Here is a 22679-nt window from a genome sequence, read left to right as displayed (position 1 = left end):
CACCAACCCAAAGAACCCCGACAGTGCAAAATTTGTCGAGGCTCTCCCTACGTCGACCGCTGTGCTATCTTGTCAGCTGCCTGTATTTTATGCGGTGGGGTTGGTCAGCTTCTGCCCCAAGTCTTGCTTTTCTGTCTTTCTCATAGTCTGAGTAGTTTCCTTCAAACCATACCACTTCTGAATTACCCTCAAATGCGAGAATATGGGTTGCAAGTCTATCGAGAAACCAACGATCATGGCTGATGATAACCGCGCAGCCGCCGAAATTTTCTAACGCCTCTTCCAAGGCTCGTAAGGTGTTGACATCAAGGTCGTTGGTCGGCTCATCAAGCAGTAATACGTTGCCGCCTTCTTTAAGCATCCGGGCAAGGTGAACACGGTTACGCTGACCACCTGACAGTAAGCCGACTTTCTTTTGCTGATCAGATCCTGAGAAGTTGAATTTTCCGACGTACGCTCGGCTGTTTACTTCGCGAGTGCCAAGCCAGACGGTATCCTGACCATCAGAGATGGTTTCCCAGATAGTAGCTTCGGGATCAAGGGAGTCCCTGGACTGATCTACATATGAGAGCTTTACGGTGTCACCCTTTCTGATAGAACCGGCATCCGGTGTTTCCTGTTCGGTAATCATCCTGAACAGGGTGGTTTTACCAGCACCGTTGGGACCGATAACACCTACAATTCCACCGGGAGGAAGATTGAAGGTCATATTGTCGACCAGAATTCGGTCGCCATATCTTTTCTGCACGCCTTCCGCATCAATAACAACCTTACCGAGGCGTGGTCCTGGTGGAATAAATATTTCGAGATCTCTTTCGAGCTTTTCACTCTCCTGGCCCATCAGTTTCTCGTAAGAGCTGATACGTGCCTTGGATTTCGAACGTCGTCCCTTGGGAGACATCTTGATCCACTCAAGTTCGCGCTGGAGCGTTTTGCGGCGGTTGCTCTCCTTCTTTTCTTCCATGGCAAGACGTTTCTCTTTCTGCTCCAGCCAAGAGGAGTAATTGCCCTTCCAGGGAATTCCTACCCCTCGATCCAGCTCGAGAATCCAGCCTGCGACATTGTCGAGAAAATAGCGATCATGGGTTACAGCAATAACTGTTCCTTCGTATTCCTGAAGATGTTGTTCAAGCCAACCTACTGATTGTGCGTCGAGATGGTTTGTGGGCTCATCGAGAAGCAGAATATCTGGCTTTTGTAATAGAATACGGCAGAGAGCAACACGACGTTTTTCACCACCGGAGAGCACGCCACACTTAGATTCGGGGGGAGGGCAGCGCAGGGCATCCATGGCCATATCAAGTCGACTGTCGAGATCCCAGGCTGAGAGGTGATCGAGTTTTTCCTGTACCTGTGCCTGACGGTCGATGAGGTTCTGCATTTCGTCATCGGTCATGGGCTCGGCGAATTTTTCGTTGATCTCATTAAATTCCTGGAGCAGATCGACAGTCTCCTGGGCACCTTCTTCAACGATTGCGCGAACAGTACTCTCCGGATCGAGATCAGGCTCCTGTTCAAGGTAGCCGACAGTCAACCCGGGAGATAGAACTGTTTTACCGTTGAACTCTGTGTCCACCCCGGCAAGAATTCTCAGCAGGGTACTTTTACCGGAGCCGTTCAGACCGAGGACGCCAATTTTGGCGCCATAGAAATAGGAGAGAGATATATCCTTTATGACTGGTTTGTTATCGTAATACTTCGATACTTTGATCATTGAATAAATGATCTTCTTATCGTCTGTGCTCATGGTTTTCCTTTTGGGAATTATTTCAATTTATTAGAGAGACAATTATGGTGTTGGCTCAAAAGCAGCCGGTAAAGCCTCTACTAAGCTATCAGGTATTCTATGTAATAATCACTAAAATCAGTTGACCCTGCATATTTTCATTATGAATATAATTATTTGATGAAAAGGCTGCCACAATTAGCGGGTATATCAAATGTGCCACGATAATACATAAAAAAAGGACCATAATCAAATTGAGATTATGGTCCTGTAAAATGTACTGCTATTCTGAATCGTAAAGCTTATTTGTCGCTGGCATCCCCATCTGAGGCTGCCGACGCAAGAAATGCACCCGCGATACCCAGCAGTCCGACATTGCGCAGGGATTTTTTTGCTCCACTGCCAAGAGCTGCCAGCATTGCCCGGCGTCGAATTGGTCCAACGTCTACCAATTCAGGCGTAGAGGTGCCGAAGAGCAGGTCAACATCCTTTTTACAGCCATAATATTTGATATTCGGGCCAAGCTCTCCATCAACAGGTTCGATTCCTTTTGCACCCTTCTTGATATACTTGGCAACTTCTGACTTGGGATCATCTAGATCGCCAAAAATTCGGGCGTTAGTAATACAGGTCTGCACACAGGCAGGCAGTGAGCCGGCATCTACCCGAGGCTTGCAGAGGGTGCACTTGTCAGCCTTGCCGTCCTCGGACATGTCGTCAACCAGATCCGGATTGATGTAGCGTGCGCTGTAAGGGCATACGTCTGCACAGGCTCCGCATCCCAGACAGCGGGATTTGTCTATCTGTACGGTACCGTCAAAAGGATCTTTCCAGGTGGCTGCAACCTCAAGAGTTATAGTTTCACCTGTTTTCGGGTTGGTAAATGTTTGCTCTTCGTAATCTGCCGGACATTCTTCTACGCAGGGTGGCTCAGTGCAGTGATTGCACAACCCGGGATAGTAGGTGGAAGCCATCTCGCCTTGAACAATTGAAGGCCCCAGGCGCCGTACCCAGTTTCTGCCGTATTCGACAGGAACTTCCCACTCTGCCTTGCAGGCAATAGTGCAGGCATGACAGCCAACGCATCGTTCGAGATCTATTATCATTCCGTATTGCATTTATATTTTCCTCCTCAAGGGAAATTATTTACGCTAATGCGAGCTATGCCGGAATGTCCAGCACTTTGCCGTCTTTGATCAGCTTGACAAAGTTGTTCCGCATACCATGGGCACCAGTCTCAGGATCTATCGCAATCTTGGTCATAAGACTGGTGTCATCGACACCTGCATTCACTGCAACACTCAGCAGCGGATTGGCGGAACCGTAACCATGGGCCATATAGACTGAATCTTTTCTGATGCCGGGAGTTACCTTAACCGTAGTAGTGGTGCGGGACTTGAATCCCTCACTGTTAACCAGACCGACAATGTCACCATCTTTCAGGCCCAGTTTGTTCGCGGTCTCATCATTAATCCAGACAGGGTTTTCCGGCATGGCAAAATTGAGCCAGGCGTTGTTCTGGGTCCTGTTGAACGTATGGACAGGCACACGGCCATAGAGTAGCCGGGCAAAGCCGGCTGGTGGTGGTTCGACAGGCATATAGGTTGGCACACCAGGAAATCCTGCATCTTCGATATCTTCGTTATAAAGCAGAACCTCAAAGTCTTCAGGGATGCCGTATGGGTCCTTGCCGTCGCGAAGATGAATGCCATCTTCTTTCTTGAGCTGTGCTATGCTGAGCCCCGCTACAGCGAGATTCTTTTCAACCATTTCTTCAACGGTTTTCACTGGAATCTCTTCTTCATGGCCCATACCTTTGGCGATGGCGTTGGTAATGAACACGTTGTCCTTGCGTTCAAACATTGGTTCAACCAATGGCATCCTGGCAGTGATGTATTGTTGATGCTTTTCGGAGAAATCCCACTGTGTACCGGTTTTCACAAGATCAAAGCGTTCAAGATAACTTGCCTCAGGCAAAAGAATATCAGCCCACATGGTCGCGTCTGTTGGCATCACGTCAACACACATGACGAAATCCATCTGGCGGAGCACATCTTTCATCTTTTCCTGGCCAGGGATGGTCTGGATAGGGTTCTGGCCCCAGATTACACAACCTTTGATAGGATACGGTTTACCAGTCAGAGCCGCATCTCGAATCAACTCTGTAGGTGTTCCCGGAGGTGTAAATGGGTGGCGAAGTTCCTCGTCTTCATTGTAATTGAGGTTGTGCTCGTCACCATGATCATGCTTGGCCCAGCTTACTTTACCAACCTTGGGTTTAATACCTGGTACCCAGCCGCCCTCTACGTAATAAGCGCCAAGAAGTGCGGTGAGGCAAGCGAGTGAGCGTTGTCGCTGAAAGTCGTTTCCATACCAGCTAACGTGGCGACCAGGATGGATAGAAACATTGGGAGCGTTGTCTGCGAGTATGTCTGCTACTTCCTTGATCTGCTCGACAGGGATATTGCATTCCTTGGCAGCTTTTTCAAAAGTCCAGTCTGCAATACCTTCGGCAAACTCATCAAAACCATCTGCCCATTCATCAATGAAGTCGACGTCATATTTCTCTGTCTTAACGAGATAGTTCATAATCGCCAGCAGAAAAGCGGTATCGGTGCCGGGCTTGATTTTCACCCAGACATCAGATTTTGCCGCGGCTGCGGAATATCGTGGATCAACAACGATGAGCTTGGAGCCATTCTGGAGGCCTTTGATAAAGCTCTTAACATGGGAAACATGGACATTTTCACCAATATGCGAGCCGAGAAGCATAATGGCTTTGGAATTCGGCATATCCACATTTTCGCCTGGAGCCTTGCCGATTGTCGCCCAGTATGCTGTATCACGAATACCTCTGCACTGGAAGAAAGAGGCCTCACTGACATTGTGCGTTCCGACGGTTCTCTCAAAGAAATGCATCGGGTATTTGGCAGTCGAGCCATGGGGAAAGACTGCAATCCCCTGGGGACCGTATTTATCGACAACACCCTTCAATTTGCTTGAACACTCCTCAAGCGCTTCTTCCCAGCTGATTCGTTTCCAGACGGGTTTGCCTCTTTCGCCCACGTTTTTCAGAGGGTATTTCAATCTATCAGGATCGTAAAGCAGCTTAATGCCAGCGTTGCCCCTGGCGCAGATGGAAGTGCCGTTGTCTATTGATTTCGGGTTACCTTCCAGCTTTATAAGTCTGCCGTCACGTTTTTTACCTATGAGCTGGCATCTCCAGAAGCACATTTCACAGATACCACCCGTTGCGGTTTCTTCCTTGAGGGAGCCTTTCGGTTCAAGTGGGGATTGAACAAACCCGGTCTCTGCGGAAACAACTTTTGAAAGCGGTATGGAAGCAGCTGCCAGAGAGGCAGATTGTAAAAATCTACGCCTCGTCAAGTTGAATGCCATGTTCGTCTTCCTCCTTCGTTAAATAATCAATGAGTTGAACAATTACAGAATAAAACGGGTGGTGAGTCTCCTGCTTTACTCTCGCGCCAAACTTGCTGAACCATGGAAGAAATATGGTCTGCAAAAATTCTGATTCGTGCTCTGCGTCGTTGTTTTCCGCCAGCAGAGACAGAAATTCAAGTTGGTGGATGATGTGATCCGGCAGATCTGACCCGTGCTTCAGGCTGTATCCGCACTCTGCATAAAAATTGAGGGTTTTTTCTGTATGCAATCCTTGCAGGGATTTATCCACGTAAACCGAGCCATAAGGTGGGGCTACAACGTGTGGAACACCGTTTATGAATAACCTTGTGTGTTCAATTTGTAGCGTCTCAAGAATGTCTGGATCAGTCTCAAAAGCTGTCTGGACCTGTTCAAGTTCATCATCTGCTCCAAGACTTTCGAGAAGTGAATACAATCCCTGCAAATAATCTGCGTTGAGCCAGTTTGTGTCAGGGTATTGGAGGCTTTGCGCGCAAAACCTGTAAAGTGTAGCAATTCGTAGAGTCGTTGTGCTTGTCATAATGCCCATCTGGTTTGCGGCAAATCAACCGTACTGTAACGAGGGTGAATAAAACATAACCTTCGCAAATGAGGTGGAAATCTACCTGTGACTATCACCGTTGTCAATTACCACACTGTGGCAATTTGACTTGTTAGGTCTGGAATTTCATTACCTGATAAAATCCTTTTTTTTGCGTAAGTTACGCGAATCCACGGGAAATCAGTGGTATACGACATATGTCAATAACTATATACTTAAATACTTTAGCTTCCGCATGTCAATAAATTTTGCCATTTTCCTTTAAAGACAACAAAATCGGTGTCTTTAAAGCTCTGTGTCGAATGTGCAGGTTGGGCTTGCTGGGCTTTCGAGGTGGTTGTAGTTGCAAAGAAATTGCGATCCATTGCTGTGGATCGCGCCTGCCGTAATGGGAAGCAGGGGAAGGGCAGGTAAGGGGATATGGTGCTGGCTCGAAAATATTTTGTAAAAGTGTAAGATAATATCTGTTTACTCTGTCTATGAGGTTTTCAGTTTCCTGGTAAGGTGGATGTTTGCGAAAGACTAAAGCACTGACATTTTCACCACCATTCCAGGCAGCAACGACAAGATCAAGAAGACCATCGAAATGTATATTTATATTTATTGATCAAATAGCAGGTGAGAAGAATATTAAGTGCAGGATCAAAGAGATCATTCCTGGCGATGTGTTGCAGTTGGTCCATATTGATATAGTTAAGTTTTATTCTGAGTGTCCAACCCTTCTTATGGTATCTAAAAAATTTGACCAAGCCCAATCGCATCTTTGGCTGAAACTGCATCAGGGTCAGCATGGGACTCGGCAAGTATCAGAGCGTGAAAAAAAAATCACTGTGTACTTTTCGGCCGGTTTCAAAAAAATCAAACGAGGTGATGTATCCGATCAACTCATCATCTTGACTGAGTTTCGCCAGCGCAGGTTCGGTGATGTTTACGCCGGCGTATATTTGCACATAGCTGTTACGTTTGCATACTGGTGCACTTTTTGAACTTCAAAAAAATTCCATTGGCTTTCAAGAAGTTGCAAGATTATTTGCTCTTTTGCATATGAGGGGAGTCAACAAAGGTTTGGATGACTCGCAGTAATTTGTACGGGTCGCTGGCACCTGTCATCTCACGAATGGAGTGCATGGCGAAAGTGGGGACACCAATATCAATAGTCTGCACTCCGAGTTTGGCAGCAGTCATTGGGCCAATGGTACTACCGCATGGTTTACCGGTAGGCATTACAAATTCCTGCACCTCAATATCTGCTTTTTGGGCCAATAACTTAAAAACAGCAGCAGACCTGCTATTGGTTGCATAACGCTGGTTGGCATTAATCTTTATTGCCGGTCCGCCATTTAACACTGTGCAATGATCAGGTTCAGCAGTCTCTTTGAAGTTCGGATGAGAAGCGTGGGCGTTATCGATTGAAATAAAAAATGAATTGCGAATGGAAATTTGCTGACTTTCGGGCTCAGGTATTATTCGTGACAATACATCTTGAGCAAAAGAACCCTGAGCGCCTGTTGTAGAGGTAGAGCCGTTTTCTTCATGGTTTGTGCAGATAAAGAAATTGTTGTGCTTTCCATTGCAATTCGCCATGGCTGTTGCTGCAACATGACAGCTCAAGAGATTGTCCAATCTGCCACTGGCAATAAATTCATCATTGATTCCAAGGTAGGTTGCCTTCTGTGGATCGTAACAAAACAGGTCGAAAGCAAGCACCTTCTCAGCAACAGAGCCAGGGTTTTGTTGCTGTATCTGGGCCATGATAATCTGGTTGAACTCCGGAATATTGACATCCAGGGTTTGAGCAAATACAGGAGGAAGAGCTTTCTGTTTATCTATGGCGCGTCCCTCGTTGGCTTCCCTGTCCAGGTGAATGGCAAGACTTGGAATTGAAAGCAGAGGACGCTGGAAATTTATCAGGTGCTCCACCAGGTTTCCCTGGCCGTCAGAGCAACTCACTCTGCCGGCCAGGGAAAGATCTCTGTCGAACCAGGTGTTCAGCAGGGGACCGCCGTATATTTCTACACCAAGTTGAAGGTATGGATCATTGATTACCATGGATTTCGGCTTTAATTGCAGGCCAGGGCTGTCAGCGTGGCTGCCGATAATGCGGAATCCATCAGAAGGTTTATCTTCGTTGCCCAAAATAAAGCTGATGAGCGAGCAATTTTCGCGGGTTACGAAATACCTCTTGCCTTTCAGCAGCTTCCAGGGCTCAGTTTCGTGAAGCTCTATAAAGCCCCTGGCTGATAACATACTTGCTAATTCTGCGACTGCATGAAAAGCTGTGGGAGATGCGTCCAGATATTGAAAAAGATCTGAATTATACCTTTCTGTTAGTTCTTTCATGTGATGAGTTTCAGTCATGGGGCTGCAATGGTATGATTATGAATATTATGAATAGATCAGGGCTGCTCAGTGTTCATTATAGCAGATACAATTATAAAGCGCCGGGTGCCCTTGACGCTGTTGCTGGCCAGTGATTGTAAAATACGGTTTAAACAGGAGTAGGCAACTGCAGTAATTTGTGCAGTTGAATTTTCCTTTGTGAGAAACGTCTTCCTTATCCACTGATGCCTAGTGTAAACATCGAAAAGGGTAGATTACGCCCTGGCTTCAAATGCGGCATCAAGTTGAAATTCCAATGGGATGTCTTCCTGTTTCAGAGAATCACTTCTTTAGTTTATATCTGCACCGCGCATATTCACGATACCTGTGTCGGTCTGAAAGCACCTCTAACCGATTTCTGGATCAATACCTTTCCTTTAAGGTGTAGAGGGTATCGAGATATGTCTCTTTTGACTGCAGTTGGGCGTTGCTCGTTTCGAGTTCGTCAATGAGGGCTGTAATGGCAGGCTTGATATCTATACCGTAACTATTGCGAGCTTCATGGTTTGCCTGGTCAACTATTAATATAGCGTAATAATTGACCAGCATACGGGATACGGAGTCTCGTCTGAAGAGGTAAAGCCTCCCACCCATGGTGTTCAGGAAAAAACCGGCATACTCCAATAAGGCATCGTCGGTAACCTGTAACGAAAATTCTTTATTTAGGTATTCAGGTTTCTTGCTGAGAAGGTAGTAATCTGCAAGCACATCTTCGTATGACTTCTTTTCTTCATGCAGGATGGATTTGATGACGATAATGTTTTTTTTGCCAACGACTCTGAAGAAATGTGCAGTGTTTTTAAGCACATTGAAAAGATCATCTGTTTCGCCGGAGACGATAGGAGGATTGTCCAAAGCCTTCTGGGTAAGTGAAGAGAAATAGCTCTCACTTGGTTCATTCAGATGATACCCCTTAATATATCTTTTCTCATCCATCTCTGAATAAAAATGCCTGATTCTATCCGCCGCCTGCTGATAGACATCCGGTTCAATTACCGGTTCAGCGACAACCTTTGGCGTGGCTTGTTCTACAGCAGGTTGTGCTTGGGGTATTATTTCAGGAATTTCAATTTGACTTGAGGAGATTATATCTCCAATAGGGTCCCCTTCAGTATCCAGCTTGTTCGGGGCGCCAGAATTCTGTTCGGAAACAACTTTCGGAGGCACTGAAACAGCAGGTTCAGCTTGTTTTGTTGCTGTTAATTGGCTGGAATCAGGAGATTGTACATCTGTTTTGTTCTGGTAGTAAAAGAATGCACTAACAACAACGATGAAGATACCTGATACTAGAGCAGCTGGAAAAAGTGAGCGGTTGCGACGCTTTCTTCTCAGGACCTCTGTTCGTTCCTTTATTTGGTCTTCCATGGCGATCTGATGTGTTGAGGTGATAGGTGAAGGCGTGAACAACTAAACAATATATTACAACCGAATAGCAATGTCACCAAACAAAACGGTAGCAGAACAGCAAGCATATTAAGTGGCTGCGCCATAGATTTTGGCAACTTAGAAATTGAGTTTACAACAAGGATTGCAGGCTTTTTTTTCTGCTTGACTGGATGAGTTGAAGACACTATGTTAAGCCATCAATTTCAAATGAAAAAACTCAGTATAAACGAGTTTGTTATTAATATAGTTGTCTGATTTTATTATTAATTTATTTACGGAGGAAGAACATGGCTATTTTAGTTGTAGGACATTCAAATCCCGATACAGATTCAGTTACTTCTGCAATCGCGCTGGCTGCTCTCCTGAACGCACAGGGACAGGAAGCAAAGGCTGTTATGCAGTCCACTGCTGGAAATTTGAACCCGGAATCCACCATGGTTCTCGAGCGTTTTGGTTTGACCGCGCCAGAAGAAATTACTGACGCTGCCGGTAAAGAGATCGCTTTGGTTGACTTCAGCGATATCGCTCAGGGCCCTGCTAACCTTGATCAAGCTACCGTGGTTACCATTGTTGATCATCACAAAATTGGTGATGTAACCACCAACAATCCTATTCTCTTCCGTGCGGAGCCTGTGGGCTGTACCTGTACCGTTTTGAACAAAATGTTCAAAGAGGCTGGTGTTGCTATCCCTAAGGACATTGCTGGTGGTATGCTCGCCGCAATTCTCAGTGATACCGTAAACTTCAAGTCTCCTACCTGCACCGAAGATGACAAAGTTGCAGTTGCAGAGCTGAAAGAAGTTGCCGGTGTTGCTGACACCGAGGAACTTTTCATGGGGATGCTCAAGGCGAAGTCTTCTGTCGACGGTGTGCCTGCGAAAGACCTGCTGTTCCGTGACTACAAAGATTTTGACATGAATGGCAACAAAGTTGGTGTAGGCCAGCTCGAGCTTGCTACTCTTGATCAGGTAGCTGCTATCCGTGCCGATCTCCTGAAAGCTATGGAAGAGGTCAAGGCTGAAGGACGTCATTCTGTACTGCTCATGCTTACCGACGTTGTAAAAGAGGGTACCGATCTGGTAGTTCTCTCTGACGATACCGCTCTTGTAGAAGGTGCTTTCGGTGGCAAACTGGAAGATAATTCCATGTGGGTTGACGGCATGATGAGCCGTAAGAAGCAGACTGTTCCTAACCTGCAGACCGCTTTCGGTTGCTAATTCGAGCATACTGAATTGTGTCGAAACCGTAGTTTCGACCTGTAGTGATAAGAGAAAGGGGGTTGCACCGACTGGTGCAACCCCCCTTTTTTTTATTGTCCGTCAAAAAGATCTGAGTGTTCTTTTTGATACCCGGATCTGAAGCAGAACCACGCCAACCCCTATCTCCTATCTCTTCGCAAATCTTCAGTTGAGGATCAATAATAACTGGATTGCTCTTTTTTGAGGACCGATTTATCTCTAACGGTCTCTCTGTTGTTCAGTAGTGTTCAGTGCACGTCTTTTTTCTTTTTATTGAAGTTGAAATCCGCAGTCAGTTCCTTTGTGTGGCATGTGATACATAGCTCTAGAGAAACTTTTTGCAGATACCTTAAATTACCATTGTTTTTGGCATGGAGTCCGGAGCCTGGGTGACAGGCACTACAGCTGACGGATTGCTTTTCAGAGCTGAGATGAAGCAGTTTATAGTTCAGGTCATCAGCTTGCATGGATTGAACCCCTGTTGCCTTTTGGTTTGCCGAATCAGTCACATGGCAGGGCAAACAACGAAGGTTGTATTGCTGATTATTATCTACCAGGGTCTGATATGCCCGACCGTGAGGGGATTTTTCCCACCTGGCGACCGTTTCCTTATGGCAATCAACACACGTCCTGTAGGAAGATATTTCAGACTGGTTGTTTGAAGTATCTGATTGTGTTTTTTGCTGGGGTTGATATTTCGCACGCTTGCCAATTTTTGCTATATCACGTTGTATTTCAGCAACCTTTTTATCAATAGCTTGTGATTTTTCAAGATTGGGCTGAAGAGCTATCGACCTGTATTGGAAGTTTTCCGTTTTCTTATTGTCTGTCAGTAGGTTTTTCAGCCCCATGGGGAAGGTGAGAACTCCAAGATATCGGCCACGGCTTTGCACCTGACTGGTGATCGCATCACCTATCTGTTTTGGAGGACGATTTCCATTCCGCTTATTAGCGGTCAGGATGAGGCTGATGTCAGAAAATTGTTCTGCTATCTGTTGATTTGTTGCTGTATCCAAAGAGGAAAGCAGGATAATGGCATCGCAATCAGGAGAGATCCTGGTCAACACATCAGTGAGAGCATCCCTCCACTCCAGCATCTTGTAATTATCGTTTACTATTCGTGGAGTGGCTGTCAGCGCCACAATCCCGATTTTCTGTTTTTCAAATTCAACAAGAACCCAGGGAGGAAATATGTATTCTCCGCCCTGGGTTATAATATTGGAAGAAATCCAGGGTACCGAGCCCGAGAGGTCGGTAATTGTGCTAAGGCCGGCTGTGAGATCGTAGGGACCGACAGCTATCGCGTGATAGCCAAGGTCTTCATAAATTTCGTAAATGCCTCTCGCAGTAACTACATCCTGTTGCAGTAATTCCCTTGCTCCATCCCTGGAAAAAAGGAGATTGCCGGCGTCCAAGAGAAGTACATCGCCGGCGTTGGCTGAAAGTTCTTCAATCAATAAAGCTCTTCTGGACAGACCGCCCAGTTGTTTTGACTTTCAACCGCAGGGCTCAAGCTCTCCAAGGAGGTCATTGGAATAGAAAATGTTTAGATCGTTGGTGTTATTTTCAGCGAAACTATTCGAGGATAGAAAAAACAGGGTAATCAGGGTGAGTAGTCTGAACATGATTCGTGCCAGGTATGAAATATGAAGTAGATTTTATTGAGAGCGTTAATGACGCGGTTACTCTCTGATATATAACGGGAAGTTGCTGGTTGGCTGCTAAAATCTATTCGCTTTGTGATATATTTTCAATACCGTTATGGCTCTGTTGCAGTAACTGTTGTCAGCTAAAGAGTAGGCTGATAATTGTTGGCTATATTGTCAATGCCGGTGGTGGATTCGTCAGAGCTGGCAGATAAATCTGAAACTTGCCAGTATGGTTGATCTGGACTTAAATGGCTGAGAGTGATTTTACGCAGGATAGTTTGACTAATGAAATAAAGACGTGATTTCGTGCACCCCGGATCACTTTTACCGTCCGGTTGTTCATGAACTTCAAGGGTAACCTGATAATAATCTCGTGATCAGAGAACGGGAAGGATGAAGAATATAGTAGTCTTCAGAATTTCATTTATCCCCTGATGATGCCAAACTCTTTTTCGTTATAAGCGATTATGTCACCCTCATTGAGCTGTTTTCCCCTTTGAGTCTCCACAACTCCGTTTACCGAAACCTCACCATGCTGAATTCGAATTTTAGCTTCGAAACCGTCCTGAACAAGATTTGCCAGCTTCAGGAACTGACCAAGGCGAATAGGAAGTTCTGATACAACTATTTTTTGCAGACTGGACATAGATATATTGTGTTAAGTTAATTTTCGCTCATTGCGTTCGGTTGCAAGCAATTCTGGCGAGACATTGATGAATAATAGATACAATCGGAAAGCGCAGAACATAAAACACATTCAGCACCTTTGTGCAAGTCCAACTCGCGAACGGATCGGGTACTTCAAACATAATATAAAACCAGTTTGTATATAGAGAAAGCACATTTTCCCATCCTGTTCAATGGCTTCACTCGAATCTCTATACTAAATACTGGACAATCAGTTCAGCATAAACTAATTACAAGAGTTTTGAAGCGCAACGCTGGCAATGAACTCTCGGAGCTACTGGCGGGATGATCTCTTTTGCTATTTAGAGGAGAGATGTAAAGGGTGGAGAAAAAAAATTGAGATTTATATAGTTCATCCGTGCTATCTCCAATGTTCTACCGGTAAACGTTACTGACAAGAGTGTCTCGAAAGATGTGTGCTTGCGAGTCTCGGCACTATACGCTATCTTTGACAGAATTGTCTGTTAATACGTGCGATTTCAAAGTAGACCTTTACGATAGTTTATAAACTCAGGAGGACAGGAAATGATAAAAGCACTCAGAATACGTACTACACTATTTTCCCTGATTGGTTTGATGATGATGGTTTTTCTCAGTGGCTGTATGGGAAAAAGCTCTTCCGGCGCAGGTGATGATTATGCTGCCCCGGCTGACTATGGTACTGTCTCTGCCACAGTTGCTGACTTCAAAGATATCGAGTTACCCATCGATATGACCTGGAACAGCGACCAAAGTATGGCGATTAAGACAGAATCCTTTAATGGTGGAATTCTGAGTTACTCCGGAAGGGTGGAGCTCTATTCGTTGAAGAATTTCATAATTTCTTCCATGGATAACAACAAGTGGAAGTTGGTGGGGGAAGTCCAGTCTAAAGGATTTCTATTAGCCTTCACGAAGCCGAATAAGACTTGCATGATTGAGATTACCGAAGGTTTCGGCGGCAAGTATGGCAGCACCACTGCAACTCTTTATATCACTGTTGACAAGGCAGCAGCCGGCCAACTCAATCCATTTGGAGAACCGGTTAACTAACAGATAGTCCACGATACAAAAAAGCCGGTCTACCTTTTTTTCAAGGGTAAACCGGCTTTTTTGCTTGAGCCTGTAAAAAACGCATTCATAGTAGTTTAAACACACAGGCGGAGTATTTCCTCAACGCGCACCTGATCGTATTCACGCATACGCCAGACCTTGGCCAGTGATAAGCTGTTTTCGGTGATTTCTGGAATATCGCTTTCAGAGATACCCAGCTCACCAAGTGTGGTCGGGGTGTTGATTTGCCTTAACCAATTGATGAGGTTTTCGATACCGGCTTTCTCGAAAAGCAGATCAAGGTTGCCAGGCTCGTTAAATAATGCCGATAAGAACCGGGAAATTCGCTCATTGCCTGAACCCTGATTGTATTTTAACCAGCCAGGCATCACAACACTCAATCCCGCGCCATGTGGCACATTATAGAGAGCGGAGAGGGAATGCTCTATCAGGTGCATTGGGAAGCCAACCTTGCCAAGCCCGGCAGCAGAGAGGCCGTTGAGTGATAAGGCAGCAGCCCACATCAAGGCAGCTCTGGTTTCATAATCATCTGGTTTGGCTATTGCCCGAGGACCGCACTCAACAATGGTCGCCGCAAGTCCTTCCATATATTTGTCCTGGACAGGGGTACCTCCTGACGATGTGAGATAAAACTCGGCCAAATGGGCAAGTGCATCAACAGCTCCGTACGCAGTGTGTCTTGCCGACACAGAGAAGGTGAGTTCCGGGTCCATGAATGACGTTTTAGGAAAAAGCATCCGATGGGCAAAACCGAATTTTTGTTGGCTACGCTCTCTGGTGAGCACCATTCCGGAATTCATCTCAGATCCAGATGCTGCAAGTGTGCTGACTGCAATTACCGGGAGTGTTTCTTTTATTCCTTTTTTTCCGGTAAAAAACTTCCAGACATCGTGTTCAACCAGGGCACCGCATGCAATCGCTTTACCTGAATCAATGACAGAACCACCGCCTACTGCACAGATTACATCTATCTCGTTATCTTTTGCAATTGCGACCCCTTTCTGGACGTGGCTGAGCAAAGGGTTGGGCTGAACACCATCAAAGTTTATGACATTGAGATCATGCGCTGCCATGATGCTGGCGATGCGTTCAATCAGGCCACTTTGACGGGCATGATTACATCCACTGACAAGCAATACATTCTTGCCATAAACGCTGGTTTCAGAACCTATCTGCTCCAACACCCCTCGACCGAAAAGAACCTTGGTGGGATTATGGTAAACGAAGTTTTGCATCAGGTGTTCTTAGCTTGAAGGCGTTTTTCAAAAGAAACGGCAAGATCCATAAACTGGTCAAGTGAAAGTGCCTCAGGGCGTAAAGATGGAGATAACCCGGCAGCAACTATTACTTCTTCAGTAATTCTTTTGTTGTCTGCTTTGTCAACTGCTTCATCCTCCATAAAAAATCCGGCACCTGACAGCGTATTGTGAATAGTTTTTCTTCGCTGGTTAAACGCTGATCGGACAATACGCTGGAAAACCGGGTAGGCAAACAATGTGCCTTGCCTGGTCTGGAAAGGAGCGTGATCAAACTCTATTCGAATCACAGTAGAGTCGATCTTCGGTTGCGGATGGAATTCACTCGGCTTGAGGGTCATCAGGCCGGTTATTGTCGCGCAACTTTGCAGGAGAACCGAAGGCACTCCATAATCTTTACTGCCTGGAGCAGCCATTAACCGGTCCGCTACTTCTTTCTGCAGCATGATGGTTGCGGAAATCACGTATTGTCTATTCTCAATCAATTTGAAAATGAATGGATTTGAGATCGAATAGGGCAGATTGGCCATGATCTTCATGGGCCCGCCGCATTGGTCGGAAAGCTTTTTAAAATCGGCTTTCAGAACATCTTCATGAATTAAGGTGACATTTTCGGGGAGGTCATTTTCCTCTTCATGAAAGCGGATAAGACCGCTGTCAATCTCGACACCTATAACCTGTTTGGCTCTTTCAGCCAGAGGCTGAGTGAGCGCACCAAGCCCTACCCCAACTTCAACTATTACATCTTCGGCAGCAACTTTGCCTGCACGGACTATGGCCTCGGCGGTGTGTTTGTGAACAAGAAAGTTCTGCCCAAACCGCTTTTTCGGCGCGAGATTGTGTTTGCCCAGGGATTTCCTGGTCTCACCATATCTGGTCATTTAATTGACTATCTGTTTGTATTTAATTGAGAATCTGCTTTTGAGCTCTTTTCTGCTTTACTGTAATAAAGAACTTCAGCGAAAGGTAAAAACTCATAATGGTAAAAGGAAGAGCTAAAATTATTCCGCCTACGAGCATAACGACTATTGTTTCACATCCAAGTCCCATTACCAGTTTCATGGATTGGGATATGGATTCAGATGTAAGAAGCAGATCGAGTGTTGTCTTAATTTTTACCCAATTCAGATGGTATGGCGTGACTGCATTGCCGATAACCAGCGAAAAGTAGTAAATAGGAAAATAGGTGAGAGGATTGCAGACTACCCAACTGCTCAAAATTCCAGCTATTGTTGATGTTCTAGTAGCCAGTGTTGCAATAATTATCGCAACGGTGTGAAGAGGCATGGTCGGTGTGAAACCAATAAAGACACCTATGGCGAAACCTCCGGCAAGTGCGATCGGATCACCTTTAAGGCGCTGTAATCTTCTGAAATAATACTTACCTAAACGCCCTATTTGCATGTCTTGCGCTATCCTAAGGCTGATCTGGAATACACATCCTCATCTGTTGACATTGCTCCCTGCTCCAAATATTTATAGTACCCTGCTAAAGCTATCATGGCACCATTATCTGTACAGAATATGGGTTTTGGCACATGAAAATTAAGACCCTCTTCAGCGCAACGATGCTGGAAGGCCGACCGCAAACGTGGATTAGCAGAAACTCCACCACCGAGAACAACTGTCGTAACACCTGCTTTCCTGGCTGCCAGAATCGTCTTTTCTACTAACACCTCTACTACTGCTTCCTGAAACGAGGCACATATATTTTCAAGGTTGAGAGAGTTGTTTTTCTGTTTTTGCTGATTGCAGTGGTTTAAAACAGCCGTTTTAACGCCGCTGAAGCTAAAATCGAGTGAATCCTCTTCAAGCCAGGCCCTGGGAAATTTTATGGCACCGGAGTCCCCCTGGTCAGCCATTTTTGATACATGTGGTCCGCCAGGATAGGGAAGACCGAGCAGTTTAGCGACCTTGTCGAAAGCTTCACCAGCGGCATCATCCCGGGTTCTTCCCAGGTGGGTGAAGTCGGTATGGCTTTGCACTTGAAATATAGAACTGGTCCCACCTGAAGCGATAAGTGCAACATATGGAAATTCAACATCGTCCTCAAGGAAAACAGCCAGCAGGTGCCCAGCCATATGGTCTACACCGATATAGGGAATGCCGGTTTGGTACGAAAGGGATTTGGCGTATGAAAAACCGACCAGAAGAGAACCAATCAGTCCGGGCCCCTGGGTAGTTGCTATGAGATCAATATCAGCAAGAGTAAGTTGGGCGCGATCGAGAGCTTCGCAAACAATAGGGTGGATATTTTCAAGATGCTTTCTGGATGCGAGTTCTGGTACAACTCCCCCAAAGCGGCTGTGAATCTCATCCTGACTGCTGATGACACTGCTTAAAACTGTACAGTCGTCCTCAAGGATTGCGGCTGCTGTGTCGTCGCAAGAGCTTTCTATACCTAAAATACGCATGCTGGTTCAGACCTGCCGTCGTCTCTACTGCTGGATAATAAATGAAGTATTTCAAAAAATGCCAAGACGCGCCAATATAAAGATCTGCATCGATAAAGTCAACTCTGCAGATTACCATAAAACGGCACCAGCTTTGCACAGTGCACCATTCAACAAATAATAGGCCCTCCAAACGCCTACTTCAAGACGGGGAGGGCCTGATTGCTTCTTTCTACAAAATGTGGGTGGAGAAGTTTTACGCCTCACTTCTCGGGTAAGAACCAAGCCATTCGTAATATGAGCAGAGGTCACGTATGCTTTCACAGCCTCGACGAATATGCTCATCTTCCATATGGCCCATCATGTCCAGGAAGAAGAGGTATTTCCATTTTTTGCCCTTCACCGGACGAGACTCGAGTTTCATAAGGTTGATGCCCTCATCTGAGAGAATAGTGAGAATCTCGTTCAGGGCGCCTGGCCTGTGGGTTGTACCAATGAGAAGGGAAGTTCTGTCAGCACCACTGGGGCTTGGTGACTCTTTTCCAATAATGAGAAAGCGAGTGGTGTTTCCTGCGTAATCTTCTATCCCTTTTACAACCACCTGCAGATCATGGGTCTTGATTGCCAGCGAGGAGGCTATGGCACCAATATTAGGATTATTGGAAGCCATCTTCGCCGCTGCACCCGTGGAAAAGCTATCGAGAGTAGGGACGCTGGGCAGATTCTTCCTCAACCATTCCCGACACTGGGCAAGTGCCTGGGAGTGAGAGGCTACTGTCTGGATATCTTCAATGTTTCCTGACTTGCAAACCAGATTATGGGTGATTGGCAACTCGATTTCACCGCAAATCTGAACCTTGTATTTCATGAAAGAGTCAAGGGTTGAGAAAACGGCACCCTCTATGGAGTTTTCGACTGGTACTATTCCATAGGTTGTCCTGCCTTTTTCAACCTCCGAGAAAACTTCGTCGATGGTTTCCATGGCCCTGTAACTGGCCGAATGGCCAAAATACTTCACTCCGGCAAGGTGGGTAAAAGTTGCCTCGGGTCCAAGATAGGCAACCACAGCTTTTTTCTGAGAGAGCCTGCAGGTAGTTATAATTTCATGAAAAATAGAGCGTAGAGCATCTTCGGGAAAGGTTCGGGCGTTGGTCTCTAATAATTTTTCATAGATTTGCCGTTCCCGATAAGGATCCCACTTGGCTCTGTTACCATCATCTTTTAGTTTTCCTATATCTTTGGCAAGTCCCAAACGCTCTTTGAGAAGATCGAGGATTGAGCTGTCTATTTCATCGATGCGGGTGCGCACACCATTAATTTCGTCTTTTTTATCGGTAGTCATAAGGTCCTGTGGCTAATGCAAACGGAAGGGAAATGCGAACATTCGAGAATGCAGTTGGTTGTCCGAAGAGCTTAAAAGTAGGCAAAACATTAATGTATGTCAAGGTGTAATGAAAACTCTCCGGAATTTCTCCCTTTTCAAGTTCATGCATCTCATGGTAAAGCTTATTGTCCATGCTTTTGCCAATCTGGAAAGTTATTATCCTGAAATCAAAGGCAGATTTTCAAATCTTCAAGAGGTGGTCACGAGTTTGTTTCATCTCTGGTACCGAAGTTTCTTCACGTAAAACAGCTGTTTTTAGCTACCAGATATAAGCGCTGGATGTTATAAGCGAAATTTCTTTGTGGAATCATGTTCAATTGCATAGGAGTGGGTAGATGAGTGTTCAGAAAGTCAAAAAGACATTTGAGGAGATAAACGCCAAAATACAGGCTGGTGAAGCTGTTGTCGTCACTGCTGAAGAAATGGTGGGCATCGTCCGTGACCGCGGGCCAGAACAGGCAGCCAGAGATATTGATGTGGTTACCACCGGCACCTTTGCTCCAATGTGTTCCTCAGGAATGTTCTTCAACTTTGGTCAAATGACCCCGACAATCAAAGCTTCTAAAGTCTGGCTGAATAAAGTACCTGCCTATGCAGGACTTGCTGCTGTTGACAGTTACATAGGAGCAACAGAGCCAGCGGAGGATGATCCGCTCAACAAAATTTATCCCGGTGAGTTCAGATATGGCGGAGGGCATGTGATAGAAGAACTGCTCCGTGGTAAAAAGCTGTTGCTTGAGGCCAAAGCCTACGGAACAGACTGCTATGCAGCAAAGAAAATGAAAAAGGAAGTTACTCTTGATGACCTGCCTTACGCTTTGCTGTGCAATCCCCGAAATGGTTATCAAAATTATAATTGTGCCGTAAATCTGTCTGAAAAGGCTGTTTATACATATATGGGAATGCTTAAACCGAAATGCCGAAATGCGAATTATTGCAGCGCTGGTGAGCTGAGTCCGCTGTTTAATGACCCGTATTACCGAACTATCGGTATGGGCACGAGGATATTTCTCGGTGGAGGCACAGGTTATGTGACCTGGCACGGTACCCAGCATAATCCTTCAGCTCTGAGAACTGCCTCTGGAGTACCGAAGCGACCTGCTGGTACATTAATGGTTCAAGGCGATCTCAAACAGATGTCAGCCGATTGGGTACGCGGTGTATCAATACTTGGATATGGAAACACACTTGCTGTTGGCCTTGGCGTGCCAATTCCTGTTCTTGATGCGGAGATGGCAGCCTTTACCGGTGTTTCAGATGAGGATATTTACACACAGGTAGTAGATTACGGGTATGACTATACCAACGGCATTTCAAGGAATTATGGGGAAGTGAGTTATGCGCAATTGAAGTCAGGAACAATCATTGTAAACGGAAAAGAGATACCCACCGCACCATTGTCCAGTCTCCCCAAGGCAAGAGAGATAGCAAATATTCTTAAATCTCAAATTGAACAGGGAAAATTCCTGCTCAATAAGCCCGCAGAAACTTTGCCTGATGGTAGATGAATTTCATTACTCAACAGGTGGAGGGCCGGAAAAGCATCTTCGAGTTATTTCGGCCTTTTTTGATGTTTGAGCATGGTTAATTTGTGCAAAAACAGCATCTGGACCGGGGAAACTGCACCTGATGGTGGGGAATTCGGTCTCGGAAAGCCGGGGAAGGCAATAAAAATAGCATTTTCTTGGGTTATCAGTTGATTTAGTTCTTGATTCTGTGTCTCTATTCAATTATTGTGATTTCGTTGCGCTCGCAAAAGCCTAATTATAAAGGGTTGTAGCGTACTTAGCGTTTCCATGTCAAAAGATTGGGACACATTTTATCTTTTGACATCCCGATGCTGTCAGAGTACAGCATCATACTCAGGAGATAGGCAACAATAGTGTTGTCCTGGTAAAAGCAAAGAAAGATTAGCAGGGAGGCATTCATGAACAAGAAGGAACTTATTGAGAGCATCGCAGGCGCTGCAGATATCAGCAAAGCAGCTGCAGAGAAGGCCCTTAACGGTACTCTTGCTGCAATCGCAGAGAGCCTGAGAAAAGGCGACAAAGTCACCTTGGTAGGATTCGGTACTTTCTCTGTATCAACTCGCGAAGCTCGTCAGGGAAGAAATCCTCAGACTGGTAAAGCAATCGAAATACCAGCAAAGAAAGTTGCCAAGTTCAAAGCTGGCAGCAAGCTGTCCGAAGCTATCAACTAAGACCTGGTCCGATCAGTTGTTGATCATGGATTTGCGGACGTATTACTGCTAATCTGACTGCTGCAACCTGGATTAATATAATCGGTTCTAGCGGGGGATTACAGGCGAAATACTCGCTGTACAGATTTCCTGCCAGACTACAGGACTGGATAAAAGGACATTTGATACATATTGCATTCTTTGAATGTGCTCAATATGTACACAAGGAAGGTCGTTCCTGTTAAAAGGGGCGACCTTTTTTTTGTTTATGAAAAAAAAACTGCGTTCAGGATTTACCACAGGTGCATGTGCTGCAGCTGCAGCTAAGGGTGCTACACTTCTCCTATTGAAAAGTGGGTTTAGTTGCCAGGAAGTAGATATTCCTTTCCCTGAAGGCGAAAGATTCAGGTTTGCACTCGAGCAGTGCGAACTGGAAGATGGCGGGAATGACCAGCCCATGAAAGCCCGCGCGTCAGTTATCAAAGACGCCGGTGATGATCCCGATGTTACCAACGGTGCCCTGATTGCAGCCACTGTAAGCTATTCGCCAGACACGAGTGAAAAAATCACCTTAATTGGCGGAGAAGGTGTTGGAACAGTAACGAAGCCTGGTCTTGCCGTCAGTCCTGGTTTGCCCGCTATAAACCCCGTCCCCCGACAGATGATAAACCAGGCTGTCCTTGAGGGAATCTCTGAGAGTGGGGTAGATGACACTCTCAGCCTTATTGTCGAAATATCTATTCCTGCAGGCAGGGAACTTGCCAAGAAAACGCTGAATGAGCGACTCGGCATTGTAGATGGACTCTCGATACTTGGCACAACCGGTATTGTAAAACCTGTTTCTGCCAAAGCCTGGACCGATACCATAAGCACCTCAATGGATGTAGCTGAGGCAAACGGGGTGGTTGAGATTGTTCTGTCGACAGGTAGAACCTCTGAAAAAGCGCTGGAAAAAACAGGTCGATTTACGCCCGAAGCCCTAATCATGATGGGCGATTATCTTGAATATGCCTTGCTCGCGGCTGCAAAACACTCTTTTAAAAGACTGCACATGGCTGGAATGTGGGCAAAGATTTTAAAAGCGGCTCTACGAATTCCCCAAACTCACGTCCGTTTTGGCGCTCTTGAGATACAAAATGCTATAGATTGTATAGCACACCTACAGCCTGATCGTGATTTTTCATATCTCGATAATTCCAATACAGCCAGAGAAATATATGAGCGATTGATTCAGAAAGGGGATCAGCAGGTGATACATCTGGTCTGCCATTTAGCCAGAAAATATCACGAGGATGTCTCAGGTCTGCCGGTAACTGTTTATCTCGTTCATCATACCGGTGAGATTATAACCATTGCGGAGTAGCAGG

19 protein-coding genes are annotated in these 22679 nt (G+C 45.7%); 5 read left to right on the top strand and 14 right to left on the bottom strand.

What is annotated here, in order from left to right; translation table 11 throughout:
• Positions 1-64 precede the first annotated feature (64 nt).
• From ettA to ACN5NT_RS06110, 7 genes are all read right to left on the bottom strand, one after another.
• Entirely contained in the window at positions 65-1747 is a 1683-nt protein-coding gene (ettA, locus tag ACN5NT_RS06140; RefSeq protein WP_136796681.1) for an energy-dependent translational throttle protein EttA, read from the bottom strand.
• A 281-nt stretch (positions 1748-2028) separates the two neighbouring features.
• The gene (locus ACN5NT_RS06135) at positions 2029-2844 is read right to left on the bottom strand and encodes a 4Fe-4S dicluster domain-containing protein (protein WP_136796682.1); all 816 of its coding nucleotides are present in this window, start codon (positions 2842-2844) and stop codon (positions 2029-2031) included.
• 43 nt (positions 2845-2887) lie between these two features.
• Complete coding sequence (locus tag ACN5NT_RS06130; RefSeq protein ID WP_419174840.1) at positions 2888-5125, bottom strand: molybdopterin-containing oxidoreductase family protein; 2238 nt, start codon at positions 5123-5125, stop codon at positions 2888-2890.
• Complete coding sequence (locus ACN5NT_RS06125) at positions 5100-5687, bottom strand: TorD/DmsD family molecular chaperone (RefSeq protein WP_167495721.1); 588 nt, start codon at positions 5685-5687, stop codon at positions 5100-5102. The genes ACN5NT_RS06130 and ACN5NT_RS06125 overlap by 26 nt, the downstream gene beginning before the upstream one ends.
• A gap of 753 nt (positions 5688-6440) precedes the next feature.
• Positions 6441-6515 (bottom strand): hypothetical protein, encoded by a 75-nt coding sequence (locus tag ACN5NT_RS06120; protein WP_419175032.1) that lies wholly within the window; start codon positions 6513-6515, stop codon positions 6441-6443.
• Between the two features lie 219 nt (positions 6516-6734).
• A complete protein-coding gene (locus ACN5NT_RS06115) occupies positions 6735-8048 on the bottom strand; it encodes a M18 family aminopeptidase (protein WP_419174839.1) in 1314 nt (437 codons plus the stop codon).
• Between the two features lie 402 nt (positions 8049-8450).
• Positions 8451-9452, bottom strand: a complete 1002-nt coding sequence (locus tag ACN5NT_RS06110; RefSeq protein ID WP_419174838.1) for a hypothetical protein — start codon at positions 9450-9452, stop codon at positions 8451-8453.
• Positions 9453-9760: 308 nt separating this feature from the next.
• Here ACN5NT_RS06110 and ACN5NT_RS06105 point away from each other — a divergent pair, with 308 nt between their 5' ends.
• On the top strand, positions 9761-10690 hold the full coding sequence (locus tag ACN5NT_RS06105; RefSeq protein ID WP_136796687.1) for a manganese-dependent inorganic pyrophosphatase: 930 nt from the start codon (positions 9761-9763) through the stop codon (positions 10688-10690).
• Positions 10691-10959: 269 nt separating this feature from the next.
• Here the strand turns inward: ACN5NT_RS06105 and ACN5NT_RS06100 are convergent, their stop codons facing one another.
• A complete protein-coding gene (locus ACN5NT_RS06100; RefSeq protein ID WP_419174837.1) occupies positions 10960-12168 on the bottom strand; it encodes a multiheme c-type cytochrome in 1209 nt (402 codons plus the stop codon).
• A gap of 616 nt (positions 12169-12784) precedes the next feature.
• Positions 12785-13006, bottom strand: coding sequence for an RNA-binding S4 domain-containing protein (locus ACN5NT_RS06095; RefSeq protein WP_136796689.1), 222 nt, complete (start codon positions 13004-13006; stop codon positions 12785-12787).
• A gap of 566 nt (positions 13007-13572) precedes the next feature.
• On the opposite strand from ACN5NT_RS06095, the gene ACN5NT_RS06090 reads away from it, so the two are divergent.
• Positions 13573-14079 carry a hypothetical protein gene (locus ACN5NT_RS06090; RefSeq protein WP_419174836.1) on the top strand — a complete coding sequence of 169 codons (507 nt, stop codon included), beginning with the start codon at positions 13573-13575 and terminating at the stop codon, positions 14077-14079.
• A gap of 95 nt (positions 14080-14174) precedes the next feature.
• Here ACN5NT_RS06090 and ACN5NT_RS06085 read toward each other — a convergent pair whose 3' ends face one another.
• The 5 genes from ACN5NT_RS06085 to pheA all read right to left on the bottom strand — a co-directional run bounded on the left by ACN5NT_RS06085 (position 14175) and on the right by pheA (position 19091).
• Positions 14175-15335, bottom strand: a complete 1161-nt coding sequence (locus ACN5NT_RS06085; protein ID WP_419174835.1) for an iron-containing alcohol dehydrogenase — start codon at positions 15333-15335, stop codon at positions 14175-14177.
• Positions 15335-16237: a 16S rRNA (adenine(1518)-N(6)/adenine(1519)-N(6))-dimethyltransferase RsmA gene (gene rsmA / locus ACN5NT_RS06080; protein ID WP_136796692.1), complete on the bottom strand. Its 903-nt coding sequence runs from the start codon at positions 16235-16237 to the stop codon at positions 15335-15337. Before rsmA ends, ACN5NT_RS06085 begins: the two co-directional genes overlap by 1 nt.
• 22 nt (positions 16238-16259) lie before the next feature.
• Positions 16260-16760, bottom strand: coding sequence for a DUF2062 domain-containing protein (locus ACN5NT_RS06075; RefSeq protein WP_419174834.1), 501 nt, complete (start codon positions 16758-16760; stop codon positions 16260-16262).
• An 8-nt stretch (positions 16761-16768) separates the two neighbouring features.
• Complete coding sequence (gene tsaD, locus ACN5NT_RS06070; RefSeq protein ID WP_136796694.1) at positions 16769-17770, bottom strand: tRNA (adenosine(37)-N6)-threonylcarbamoyltransferase complex transferase subunit TsaD; 1002 nt, start codon at positions 17768-17770, stop codon at positions 16769-16771.
• 235 nt (positions 17771-18005) lie between these two features.
• A complete protein-coding gene (gene pheA, locus ACN5NT_RS06065; RefSeq protein ID WP_136796695.1) occupies positions 18006-19091 on the bottom strand; it encodes a prephenate dehydratase in 1086 nt (361 codons plus the stop codon).
• A 377-nt stretch (positions 19092-19468) separates the two neighbouring features.
• On the opposite strand from pheA, the gene ACN5NT_RS06060 reads away from it, so the two are divergent.
• From ACN5NT_RS06060 to cbiD, 3 genes are all read left to right on the top strand, one after another.
• Positions 19469-20641 carry a homocysteine biosynthesis protein gene (locus ACN5NT_RS06060; protein WP_136796696.1) on the top strand — a complete coding sequence of 391 codons (1173 nt, stop codon included), beginning with the start codon at positions 19469-19471 and terminating at the stop codon, positions 20639-20641.
• Between the two features lie 419 nt (positions 20642-21060).
• Complete coding sequence (locus ACN5NT_RS06055; protein ID WP_136796697.1) at positions 21061-21333, top strand: HU family DNA-binding protein; 273 nt, start codon at positions 21061-21063, stop codon at positions 21331-21333.
• A gap of 247 nt (positions 21334-21580) precedes the next feature.
• A complete protein-coding gene (gene cbiD / locus ACN5NT_RS06050; protein WP_419174833.1) occupies positions 21581-22675 on the top strand; it encodes a cobalt-precorrin-5B (C(1))-methyltransferase CbiD in 1095 nt (364 codons plus the stop codon).
• Positions 22676-22679: the final 4 nt, after the last annotated feature.

Origin of the sequence: Desulfosediminicola sp. (assembly GCF_048381775.1) — a bacterium.
Taxonomy (GTDB): domain Bacteria; phylum Desulfobacterota; class Desulfobulbia; order Desulfobulbales; family Desulfocapsaceae; genus Desulfopila; species Desulfopila ganghwensis.
This window is presented reverse-complemented; position numbering and strand designations above follow the sequence as displayed.